Genomic DNA, 10,659 nt, shown 5'->3' with positions numbered 1-10,659 from the left:
AGACAAGTCATATCGACCTTGCCTTTGTTCACTGGGCGCAAGGACGCTTGGCCGGCAGATATGCCGGCCTTTTTTCGCGCAGTCACATTGCCCACGGATGGCGATATTATCAACATTGCTTGACGTATCGGAGCGTGCCAAGGACATTCAGTACTCAAGTCGTACACGCGCGATCACCAATCTGCTTGCGAATCGTCAGAAGCACGCCCTCTTCATCAAAACGCTACTTGCGCAGGTTCCCGCAGATCAACGCAAGACAGATCCCTTGTTCCGTCTTGCCGAAGAGGCGGCCCATGGTTGTTCGATCAAAGTGGCGCACCTGATCTACAAGAAGAAGCCTTACGAGGGACACCACAAGGACTACGAATTCAGCATTGACGCGATGGAGGATTGCGGCCTGGAAGACATTGGGGCTTCGTTCGCACTTCGGGACTGATTCGAAGTGCCAAGCAGCAAACGGGGGTTCGTGACCCACGATGTTCACCGCCAGGCCAGCTCGGTACCCCAGTCCGACCGAAGCACCCTGGAGCTCCCCACGGAACTGGAAAGAAGAGCAGCAGCTTAATTCGCGACCAGGGCGTGCAGTCGATGGCCGCAGTGGGCGACGCGCCGATCGAGTGCGTGCATTCCTGGGCGATGTATCGCCACGGTGTATTGCCAGATTGGCAGCAATATTTGCGATAAAAAGTGTGTATTACTGCCGTTGTGATGAAGAGCGTCGTTGCATAAATCTGGGTGTCGGGCGGTGACCTGACGTTTACGCTCAACAGTCTGGGCGTTGCCCCTGTTAACTCGGGGGTGTCAGGATTTTTGTGTGCAAGGCTAAAGGCCTGCCTGCCGGGCAGGCCTTTGATCCTATCTCAGCGATGGGGTTGTGTGAAGCGATCCTCGTAGAGGATCGCGAACTGGTTCATGGCGGCTTTCCAGTCGTGCGTGGCGCTGCCCCACTTGCCGGTGATGTTGCGCAAGGCTAGCCACAGCAGTTTGGTGGCCGCTTCATCGCTCGGGAAGTGCCCGCGGGTCTTGATGAGCTTACGCAGTTGCGCGTTGATGCTCTCGATGGCATTCGTGGTGTAGATGATCTTGCGGATGGCCGGCGGGAACGCAAAGAATGGAATCACGCGGTCCCAGGCGCGATGCCAGGAGGCTGCAATCGGCGGGTAGCGCTTGCCCCAGTCGCTTTGCTCGAAGGCCAACAGCGCCGCCTCGGCGGCCTCAACCGTGGCAACCGTGTAGACAGGCTTGAGCGCGGCCGCAACCACACGGCGCTCAGACTGCCCACGCAATATTGCCCAAATAGGTGCCGATTTCTACGCGCGGGTAGCGGGTGCGATACCACGAGGTGAATGTGCTCCACGTGGGCCACCCACCACCACGCAAGGAGCATTTCTGCCCCTAGAATCGAGGGCTATGCTGCAAAGATGAGGCATGCATCCGCGCTTAGCCAGGTCTTGTTGCGGCGGGCGCATCGCTCGCCGGGCAAGGACACAATGAAGCACATTGTCAAAACCAATCGCGTCACGCTGACCGCAGCGATTGCATTAATCGCGCTAGCTCCGGGCTTGTCACATGCTTTCGCGATAGATGCGCAACTCGATTGCAAATCGACCGGACACGCGTTCATTGCTCCACTTATGGAGAACCGGTATATCGAACCGAATCCGATGCGCGTCGAACCGAACTCGATCAATGCCTTTAAACTTGCGAAAGACATCGACCTGAGAGCATTCGACTTTCGCGTCTATGTTGTGCTTGGCTATGAGAAAGACGACCCGATGTTCAAACAGGGGAGCGGCCAGCCCCTTGCGGAGTCTGCCTACGGCGCGGTCGTCATCGGCCGCACGGAATTGGTGGAAAAGCGCGTGCGACAAGCAGGCAGCGACGCCGTAGTGCACCATGTCGCGCCCTTCATTACCGCGATTTTCTGCAAAGTGCGTTGACCGCGCCTCGCGCCTTTCAGAACGAATGCCCACCGGGCGCGAAGCAATATGTGAGCAAAGCCGTCGCACCAGCGCCGTATCGTCTGACTGCCGCGCTAAAGCGATGACCGTGACATAGCGATTTCGCATTATTCATCGTGCCGCTTGACGCGACCGGTCCCACAATGTGATGCCGTCTCTGTCACCGTGCATCGCCGCCAGCGCCACCGGACCCATGCCGATGGATGTCTTCGTGTGACTGGTGCACAGTGGCGGTCGCAACATCCTGGTCGACATCGGCTTCAATGCCACGACGACGGCGCGCCGCCGACGCGAGCTGCTGCGTTGCCCGATCGACAGCCTGGTGGCGCTAAGCCTGCGGCCGGCGGAAATCGGTGCGGATCGTCGCCAAAAAATTATCGGCACGGTCGCGCGGCATCCGTGCGTAGTGGATGGCGTAGACCTCGTAGTCGGGCAGTGTGTTGGAAGATGACGTACGCATGGTGATTGTCGAGACCGCCGGCCTTTACCGCAGCTTGCCAGCGCAGCCGGCACTCCGCTTGTTGAGGGAAGCCGTTAAAAGGCCTGGGATGCCGCCCTGCATTGGAGTATCGTCTCGGTATCAAAGAGACGGAGAGCCGACATGCGATGCACGATCGTTCTCGAATTCGATGAAGGCGATGGCACGGTGGCAAAACGGGTTGAGGTGATGCGGTTTCACCGCGTCGACCGCAGCCAAGCCTCCGGCGACGTCGGTTTGTCCCTTGCAGAAGGCAATTCGTTACTCAATTGCGTCCAGCAAGAATTTGTCGTAGAGCAGCTCGATCGCTACTGCGTGTCGCAGCGAGCTTGTAAGGTCTGCGGCGCGCTCCATCGCGTGCACGACGGGCATTGCTCCGAACTGAAGACCACGCTCGGCAAGGTCTTCTACTGCCTCGATCGATGGAAAGCATGTAAGTGTGGTGCTGACGGATCGAGGTACGTGTCGCCGCTCAAGAATTACCTTCAGGAACCGAGCACAGGCGAGTTGCGCTGGCTGCATGCCGAACTCGGCGCCACTATGCCCTACCGGCAGGCCAAGCAGGTCATGGACCTCTTGTTGCCAACGTCCGGACGCGACAGTCACGTGACCATCCGCAATCACACAATGGCCGTCGGCAAATCCCTCCAGCATGCACAGCCCGTGCGGCGGTGGTGCGAGGAGATAAAGCCGATTGCCGAGCTGGGCATTGATGTCGGCTATGTGAGGCGGGCGCGAAGCAATGGCAAGGGAGCCGGCAAGGACAATCGCGCGGGGGCAGGCAGAAGCTCATCGTCGATAGATGTCGTCGTTGCGGCATTAGGCCAGACTGGCAGACAACCACGGGTCTGGGCTTCCGCCATTCCGCGCACCAAGCGATTGCAGGAAGAAATGACAAAATTCCTGGAGGACAGCGGATACGATGATCCCAACGACGTCTGTGTCGTGACTGATGGCGACCTGGATCTTGCCGGGGTTGCTGACGACCTTCCGTTCGACACCGAATGGGTTCTCGACTGGGCGCACATCGGTCGAATGCTGCGACACGTCGATCAAGCTATTACGCCTTTGGCGTATGGGTGGCTTACGGCCAACGGATCGGCATTCGAACTTTGGGATCTGTTTGTTCGCCTTCGCAGCTTCGTGTGGACCGGGCAAACGGTGCGTTGGCAGAAGCTCGGTAAGGAACTGTGTCGTCTGCTTGAGCTGCGCGAAAGACTTGACCTGAACTCAAGCCGCGAAGCCAAACAGGCGCGCTGCAAGCTCATAGATTTGATCAGTTACCTCAATAGCCATCTTGAGTCGCTGATCGACTATCGCACCCGGCAGCGTGTCGGCCTACGAATCGCGACCGGCTTCGTCGAGTCATCTATCAATCGAATCGTTGGCCGTCGCATGTGTAAAAGCCAACATATGCGTTGGAGTCGTGCGGGAGCAAACAGTGTCGTGCAAGTGCGCGTCGCCCTCTTGAACCAGGAATTCCACGAACTCGCTCAGCGGCAGTTTCCATGGATTGGCCAGCGACGTGTGTCTTGGCCCTGGCAAAGACCGTCCCGGGCTTTTTAACGGCTTCCGTCAACAGGTGAAGCGCTTGGCCAGTTCTGGCGCAACGGTCGCGTTGAAGCATCAGGGAATCCCCATGTCGGCAAATGGAATCATTGAAGGCTCTGCCAGCCAGTGCCTTCCTGGCCAGGGCGTCACGATTGACGCCTTGGTCGGCGGTAGTGCCCCCCATTGCTTCAGTGCACGCGCTGAGACGTCGCAAGTCCAAAGGCTCGTAGCCGTTGGCCATGAGGCCGCTGCTCCTGGCGAGCCGCTCGCGGGCATAACGCGCGTGGTTGGTCGCTCACCGCAGGCGCGGCACAGCATGGGGTCCTGCAACGGTTCGGGATGCTCGCGCGGCGGCTGCGAGATTAGGCGCAATCGATTCGGCTCGCGACCAATGCCCAACACGTGGCGACGCACCATCTCCTGCGGCGTGAGCCGCCCAGCCTGGAATACCGCTTACCATATCGTAGCGTGCCGTGTCGGAACGCGCGTTGGGGCCTTGTGGCCGCTCTTGCATGCCCGCTTACTCGATGTGAATGTCGTTGGCCTTGACGACCTTCCCCCATTTGACGATCTCTGCCTGGATAAAGCCGTTGAACGCCTCTGGCGAAGATCCCACGGGCACCATGCCCAGCGCGCCGAGCTTGTCGGTGACCTCGGCAGAGTGCACCACTGAAGCCGCATCGACCTGGATCCTCTTGCGGATTCCCGCAGGTATGCCTGCGGGAGCGATCAGTCCGAACATGCTGGTCACTTCGAATCCGGGAATGGTCTCCCCGATCACCGGGTACTGCGGGAAGCCACGATCGCGTCTGGCCGAGGTCAGCGCGATCACCTTGAGCCGGCCCGACTGCACCATGGGCAACGCGGACTGCAGGACATCGAACATCAGCTCCACCCGCCCGCCAATCACGTCGGTCTGCGCGGGCCCGCTGCCCTTGTAGGGAACGTGGACGATATCGATCCTGGCCGCATTCTTGAACAGCTCCCCAGCGAGATGCGTGCCGGTGCCGGCTCCGGGGGAAGCGTAGCTCAGCTTGCCGGGATGCGCGCGCGCATAGGCCACCAATTCCGGAATGGTATTGAACGGCGTGCCGGGCGCAGCTACCAGCACCATCTGCGCGGCAGCCAGCTGCGTCACGCCCGTCAAGTCTTTCAACGTGTTGTACGGCATGCCGGTCCGCACCGAGGGGTTGATGGTGTACGCGGAAATGGCCATGCCGAGCGTCAGCCCGTCCGCGGGCGCCTTGGCCACCGCGTCGGTGCCGATCACGGTGCCGGCACCCGGCTTGTTGTCGACGATAACGCTCTGCTTCCACTTATCCTGCAGCTTCTGAGCGATGAGCCGCGCCAGCGAATCGGTCGGGCCGCCGGCGGGGAATGGCACGATCAGGCGCACCGGCGCATTCGGGTAGCCGCTGGCGGGATCGGGCTGGGCTGCAAGCGACGAGCCGGCCGCGAACATCTGGGCAAGCAAGACGGTTGCCGCGAGGATGCGGTTGAGATGCACTGCTGTCTCCTTGGTGCGAGCGATCTCGCGCTCGTCGGTGATGTCTGGTCTTCCCTTGGCACTTACCTGTGGCTTACCGCACGTCGAGCGTCGTGGTACGCCGCAATTCACGCCGTGCCGACAGGTCGTAGCGGCGCCCGCGGTGGAGCGTACACCGGTTGTCCCAGATGACGAGGTCACCCACCTGCCATTCATGGCGATGGACAAACTGCGGCTGTGTCGCGTGTTCCAGCAGGTCCATCAACAGCATCCGGCCCTCGGCCACTGTCATGTCAACGATGCGGCTGGCATGCACGCCGATGAACAACAGTTTGCGCCCGGACCCGGGATGCGTGCGAACCAGCGGCCATGTCACCGGCGGCAACGCGTTGCGCTGTTCTTCCGTGTATTGATCGTCCCCGAGCATGAAGCGCGAGTGCAGCGCGTAGTGCTCGGCCTGTAGCCCTTCGATCTCGGACTTCAACCGCTGCGGCAGGCTGTCGTAGGCAGCGCGCAGGTCGCAGAACTCCGTTTCCCCGCCCCAGTCCGGCAGGACCGCCGCAGAGAGCATCGAATAGCGCGCGGCGGGATCCTGGAACGAGCTGTCGCTATGCCAAAGCTGGTTGGCGAGATTGCCGACGATCTTCCGATGATTTCTATCCGCCACCCGGCCCTGTTCATCCACATTGGAGATATCGAGAAGCTCCTCGTGATGCAGCCGGTTGGCCGACCTGGAGACCTTGCGCAAGCCCAGGTCAAGCGGGCCGAAGTGCCGCGCGAAGGCCAGCTGCGCCTCCGGCGCCAGCGGCTGCTTGCGAAACACCAATACGCCATAGGTGTCCATGGCATGGTCTATCGCTTCAACATCGCCCGGGGCGAGTGGCTGGGAAAGGTCGAGGCCTTCAGCCCGGGCAACGAAGTCGTGGTGGATCGGAGAGATGGTTAGTGGCATTGTTGGAACATTTATAATGAAACGTAATTTCATTTTACGACAGACAGAGACGAGTACAAGGCCGAAATAGGCAGTGTTTACGCCTATAGGATGTGCCAGCGTTTCATTTTTCAGGCATCGCGAGCGTATAATGGAGCAAGGAAAAGTTACTCAAAGAACCTATGACTGAGACTCGTTCGAGCGACGCTGCCGAGGGAGAGGTCAGCGCCCTGGCTCGTGGGCTAACGGTCCTGCGGTACGCCGCGAGCGCGCCGGCGCCCGTGACGCTGAAGGAAATCTCCGAGGGAACCGGCATTCCAAAGCCGACGGCCTCCCGGCTCGTCACGACCCTGCTCGGCGCCGGCCTGATGCGCAAGGCGCCCAACTCGGATCGCTTCGAGCTTGGCCCCGGCGTTATGGCTTTCGCGACGGCCTTTCTGGATCGGATGGATTTTCGTGCATTGGCCAGGCCACATATGCACCGCTTTGCCGAGCAGGTAGGGGTCAGCATGCACTTGGGCGTGCGCGACCGGCTGGAGATGGTGCTGATCGAAACGGCGCGTCCGATGTCGGCCGCCATCGTGATGCGCATAGGCATCGGCGGCCGCCTCGGCCTGGCGAGCTCGGCGCTGGGCCGAGCCTATATGGCCGCGCTGGATTCCACTTCCCGCCAGACTCTGATCGGTGGCTTGCAAGTCGCGGGCGGCAATCGCTGGCCCGATGATGCCGCGGGGCTGGATCCTGCCATCGCGCACTTCAATCAGCACGGCTACACGATCTCGCTCGGCGAATGGCATCCGGACATCAATGCGATCGCGGTACCGATCGTGATGCCGAATGGCGATATCTACGCGATGAACTGTGGCGGGCCGGCGTTCAAGCTGCCCGAGGCATTCCTGCGCAACACGGTCGCACCGGGACTGATCGCTTGCGTCGAGACCATTGCCGCGGAGAGTGGTGCCAGCATGCGCGCGCCCGACGCACCCGCTGAGTCCGATTCGTCATTACGCCGGCACTAGGCGGCGCCACCGGCTCCATCAGGGCTCGGCCGGCTCGCTCGCCGCCGTGGCCCAGGCCATCATGAAGGCATCCGCGATCGCAGTTGCCAGTTTCTCCCCGGCCGACCATTTCATGGTCTCCAGGTGCATGGGCACGGCAACGGCGCCATGGATCGCCACGACGATGCTGTCGGTGGCGAGCTTGAGCGGCATCGGATGCCGGGGCAGCGTTTCGAAAAAATCGCGCACCGCGGTTTGATAGAGCTGGTAGGCACGCGTCGCCACGTCCGTGCGGCCGAACGGGGTCCCCTCACCGACTCGCTGCGCCGGCTGCCGGCGGGAGCCGGAAAACAGAATCTCGTATTGCTCGAAGTGCGCGCGCCAATGCTTGAGCATCGCCACGAGCAGCCTGCGCAGGCGCGTGGCCGGATCCGGCGAATTCTCCATGGTGGCGCCCAGCAAATCCACCGCCGCGGCCAGGTCTGTTTCCCGCACGGCCCGAAAGAGCGCCTGCCTGTCCGCGAAATAGTGGTAGACCACGGCAGGCGTGTAGCCCGCTTCCGCGGCAATGCTCCTTAGCGAGACCTTCGCATAGTCGTTCTCGGCAAAGGCACGCCGCCCGGCGTCGATCAGCGCTTGCCGGACTGCCTCCTTCTCCTCGGCCGAACGTGCCCGCTTGCCGGTCGTGCGCCGCGCGACCGATTCCGCCGCGCCCGCTTCGGCGACGGTTTCCTGCTCGATGCCGGGTGACGGCTTGCGCTTGGGCGTGGCTCTGGAATTCATTGGCATTGCAAAAGTATGGTAGCCGGCGGCGATGTTAACACAGGGACCTTCGTGCGAACGATGCGTTACGTCGCAATAGCCGGGGCACAAACGCGGGCTCGGTGTTTACCCGGCGCAGCGTCCCTCCACCTGTCCGCCGCGCCTTTGCTGACGCGGGATTCCCTTGATCGCGCCTTCTCGTCCTTGAAATCCACCTTGACCTCCATTTAATTTTACGTGTTTAATTATCGCAAAGGACAAGCCGTACGGCATCCCTCGCGACGTATCACATGCAGGGTGCGCAGCCAGTGCGGTATTCAAGAGACAGCAGAAAAGGCCCCAGATGCTCCCCCAACACACACTCCTGGACGTCCAGGTCCACAGCGTTTCGCTCGCCGCTGCCGACGTGCTCGCATTCGAATTGCGTCATCTGGACAACCAGGAGCTTCCCGCGTTTGACGCCGGCGCCCACATCGCGCTGCAACTGCCCGGCGGATTGCTCCGGCACTACTCGCTGCTCAATGCGCCGGGCGAGCGCCAGCACTATCTCATCGCCGTACACCGGGACCCGGCCAGCCGAGGCGGTTCCATATACCTCCACGAAACGCTGCGCGTGGGCGACAGGTTGAAGATCGGCGCGCCACGCAACAACTTCCGGCTGGACGAAGGGCGACACCGCACCGTCCTGGTAGCCGGCGGCATCGGGATCACGCCGCTGCTCGCCATGATCGAGCGCCTTGAACAACTCGGGCGCGAATGGATCCTCCACTACGCGACGCGGACCCGGCGGCATGCAGCGTTTCTCGACCTGCTGCAACGCTGGGAGGCGCGCGGGCCGGGGCGTGTGCACCTGCATTTCGATGACGAACAGCAAGGCCTACTGGACCTCGATAGCGCGGTCCGCACCGGCGGCCGTGACGCGCACTTCTATTGCTGCGGGCCCTCGCCCATGTTGGCGGCTTTCGAGCGGGCAACAGATGCATTGCCGCCGCACCAGGTGCATGTGGAGTACTTCAAGGCTAAAGCGGTTGCGCCGTCGCAAGAGGGCTCCCCGCTGGCGGAGGCGGCGTCGTTCACGGTCGAGCTGTGCAGGTCGGGCATGACGCTGCACGTCCCGGCAGGTAGATCGATCCTCGACGTGGCGCTGGACGCCGGCGCCGATGTCCCCTACTCGTGCGGCGAAGGCTTCTGCGGCACCTGCGCGGCGCGTGTCATCGAGGGCGCGCCGGACCACCGTGACAGCGTGCTGGATGCCGCTGAAAGACAGAAAGGCTATGTGATGATGATCTGCTGTTCGCGCAGCCTCGGCGGCGGCCGCCTCGTGCTTGACCTATGACCACCGGACAAATTTCACGCAACTGGAGACAAGAAATGAACTACCCCAGGAACTGCTGGTACGTGGCGGCCATGAGCCACGAGATCGCGCGTGCATTGTTTGCGCGTACGCTGTTGAACGACCCGGTGCTGCTCTATCGGCGGGAAGACGGCTCGGTCGCGGCCATCGAGGACCGATGCAGCCACCGGCGCGTCTCGCTGTCGCTTGGTACCCTGGTCGGCGACCACGTGCAATGTGGCTATCATGGTCTGACCTTCGATGGCAGTGGTGCGTGCGTGCGCATTCCCGGGCAGGAACGGATTCCCCCGCAGGCCTGCGTTCGTGCCTATCCCATCGTCGAGCGCGACGGCTTCGTCTGGATCTGGATGGGCAAGCCGGAGCTGGCCGACGCCGGCACGGTGCCCGATTTTTCGGAGGTCTGCACATCCGGACGCTATGCCGGCCAGCCCGCGAGCGCCCTGCAGGTGCGCGCGCCTTGCCTGTTCAATATCGAGAACGTGCTCGATCTCTCTCACGTCAGCTACGCCCACGAGAAGACGGTCGGCACGCGCGAGGTAGCGGAGACGCGCCCGGAAACCGAGGTCGCCGATACCCACGTGGAAGTACGCCGCACCTGGGAGCGGGCCGAGGCGCCGCCGCTCTACCAGCGCTTGTTTGGCTGGAGCGAGATCAAGCGCGCGCAATCCATCCGTTTCTGGCCGGGTGGCAACGTGCGGCTGAACATCACCGTGGAGCCAGTTGGCAATACCGATCCCGCCCAGGTCAGGAACATTCGGGTAGTGGGCCCTTGCACGCCCGAGTCGGACGCCACGCACCTTAAGTTTTCCGCCATGTACCGCGACTTCGCGCTTGACGACCACAGCATCACCGCAACGATCGCCGAGCAATTCCACAAGACAATCCTGGAAGACAAAGCGCTGATGGAGAACCAGCAGGCCAACTGGGGCAACGATGGCGCCGACCTCGCCATGATCGACCTGGCAGTGGACCGGGCCCCGCTGGCGGCACGGCGCATGCTGCGGCGCCTGGCCGCAGCGGAAGCCTGCTAGCCCCGCGCCCAGAACAATAGAATCCGGAGACAACATGACCTCACGCCCTCTGCTACTGCCACTCCTCGCGCTCTCAGGGTTGCTCGCGCAGCCCGCGCTGGCGCAGC

At 62.0% G+C, this 10,659-nt stretch carries 10 protein-coding genes and 1 pseudogene; 6 read left to right on the top strand and 5 right to left on the bottom strand.

Going from position 1 to position 10,659, the window contains the following annotated elements; translation table 11 throughout:
* The first annotated feature begins 115 nt into the window (after positions 1–115).
* Complete coding sequence (locus tag ACYP5B_RS19375) at positions 116–436, top strand: DUF3734 domain-containing protein (RefSeq protein ID WP_459570793.1); 321 nt, start codon at positions 116–118, stop codon at positions 434–436.
* 424 nt (positions 437–860) lie between these two features.
* Here ACYP5B_RS19375 and ACYP5B_RS19370 read toward each other — a convergent pair.
* Positions 861–1,271, bottom strand: a pseudogene (locus ACYP5B_RS19370) (transposase); the annotation flags it as partial.
* A 219-nt stretch (positions 1,272–1,490) separates the two neighbouring features.
* Between ACYP5B_RS19370 and ACYP5B_RS19365 the strand changes: the two are divergent.
* On the top strand, positions 1,491–1,940 hold the full coding sequence (locus tag ACYP5B_RS19365; protein WP_459570792.1) for a hypothetical protein: 450 nt from the start codon (positions 1,491–1,493) through the stop codon (positions 1,938–1,940).
* Positions 1,941–2,289: 349 nt separating this feature from the next.
* On the opposite strand, the gene ACYP5B_RS19360 is transcribed toward ACYP5B_RS19365, so the two are convergent.
* Positions 2,290–2,421, bottom strand: a complete 132-nt coding sequence (locus tag ACYP5B_RS19360; protein ID WP_459570791.1) for a hypothetical protein — start codon at positions 2,419–2,421, stop codon at positions 2,290–2,292.
* Between the two features lie 141 nt (positions 2,422–2,562).
* On the opposite strand from ACYP5B_RS19360, the gene ACYP5B_RS19355 reads away from it, so the two are divergent.
* Positions 2,563–4,005 (top strand): ISKra4 family transposase, encoded by a 1,443-nt coding sequence (locus tag ACYP5B_RS19355; RefSeq protein WP_459570790.1) that lies wholly within the window; start codon positions 2,563–2,565, stop codon positions 4,003–4,005.
* A 505-nt stretch (positions 4,006–4,510) separates the two neighbouring features.
* Here the strand turns inward: ACYP5B_RS19355 and ACYP5B_RS19350 are convergent.
* Both ACYP5B_RS19350 and ACYP5B_RS19345 read right to left on the bottom strand, forming a co-directional pair.
* Positions 4,511–5,497: a tripartite tricarboxylate transporter substrate binding protein gene (locus ACYP5B_RS19350; protein WP_459570788.1), complete on the bottom strand. Its 987-nt coding sequence runs from the start codon at positions 5,495–5,497 to the stop codon at positions 4,511–4,513.
* Between the two features lie 73 nt (positions 5,498–5,570).
* Positions 5,571–6,428 carry a TauD/TfdA dioxygenase family protein gene (locus tag ACYP5B_RS19345; protein WP_459570787.1) on the bottom strand — a complete coding sequence of 286 codons (858 nt, stop codon included), beginning with the start codon at positions 6,426–6,428 and terminating at the stop codon, positions 5,571–5,573.
* 161 nt (positions 6,429–6,589) lie between these two features.
* On the opposite strand from ACYP5B_RS19345, the gene ACYP5B_RS19340 reads away from it, so the two are divergent.
* Complete coding sequence (locus ACYP5B_RS19340) at positions 6,590–7,426, top strand: IclR family transcriptional regulator (RefSeq protein WP_459570785.1); 837 nt, start codon at positions 6,590–6,592, stop codon at positions 7,424–7,426.
* An 18-nt stretch (positions 7,427–7,444) separates the two neighbouring features.
* Here the strand turns inward: ACYP5B_RS19340 and ACYP5B_RS19335 are convergent, their stop codons facing one another.
* Complete coding sequence (locus ACYP5B_RS19335) at positions 7,445–8,188, bottom strand: TetR/AcrR family transcriptional regulator (RefSeq protein ID WP_459570784.1); 744 nt, start codon at positions 8,186–8,188, stop codon at positions 7,445–7,447.
* 322 nt (positions 8,189–8,510) lie between these two features.
* Here ACYP5B_RS19335 and ACYP5B_RS19330 point away from each other — a divergent pair, with 322 nt between their 5' ends.
* Both ACYP5B_RS19330 and ACYP5B_RS19325 read left to right on the top strand, forming a co-directional pair.
* A complete protein-coding gene (locus tag ACYP5B_RS19330; RefSeq protein ID WP_459570783.1) occupies positions 8,511–9,503 on the top strand; it encodes a PDR/VanB family oxidoreductase in 993 nt (330 codons plus the stop codon).
* 35 nt (positions 9,504–9,538) lie between these two features.
* On the top strand, positions 9,539–10,552 hold the full coding sequence (locus ACYP5B_RS19325) for a Rieske 2Fe-2S domain-containing protein (protein ID WP_459570781.1): 1,014 nt from the start codon (positions 9,539–9,541) through the stop codon (positions 10,550–10,552).
* Positions 10,553–10,659: the final 107 nt, after the last annotated feature.

The sequence above is a fragment of the Cupriavidus sp. 8B genome, assembly GCF_054589115.1.
The sequence above is the reverse complement of the archived record's forward strand: the minus strand, read 5'-3'. Positions and strand labels throughout refer to the sequence as shown.

Coding starts and splice junctions, on each gene's coding strand:
- ACYP5B_RS19330 (WP_459570783.1), top strand. CDS start 8,511: ATGCTCCCCCAACACACACTCCTGGACGTCCAGGTCCACAGCGTTTCG.
- ACYP5B_RS19335 (WP_459570784.1), bottom strand. CDS start 8,188: ATGAATTCCAGAGCCACGCCCAAGCGCAAGCCGTCACCCGGCATCGAG.
- ACYP5B_RS19345 (WP_459570787.1), bottom strand. CDS start 6,428: ATGCCACTAACCATCTCTCCGATCCACCACGACTTCGTTGCCCGGGCT.
- ACYP5B_RS19365 (WP_459570792.1), top strand. CDS start 1,491: ATGAAGCACATTGTCAAAACCAATCGCGTCACGCTGACCGCAGCGATT.
- ACYP5B_RS19340 (WP_459570785.1), top strand. CDS start 6,590: ATGACTGAGACTCGTTCGAGCGACGCTGCCGAGGGAGAGGTCAGCGCC.
- ACYP5B_RS19355 (WP_459570790.1), top strand. CDS start 2,563: ATGCGATGCACGATCGTTCTCGAATTCGATGAAGGCGATGGCACGGTG.
- ACYP5B_RS19325 (WP_459570781.1), top strand. CDS start 9,539: ATGAACTACCCCAGGAACTGCTGGTACGTGGCGGCCATGAGCCACGAG.
- ACYP5B_RS19360 (WP_459570791.1), bottom strand. CDS start 2,421: ATGCGTACGTCATCTTCCAACACACTGCCCGACTACGAGGTCTACGCC.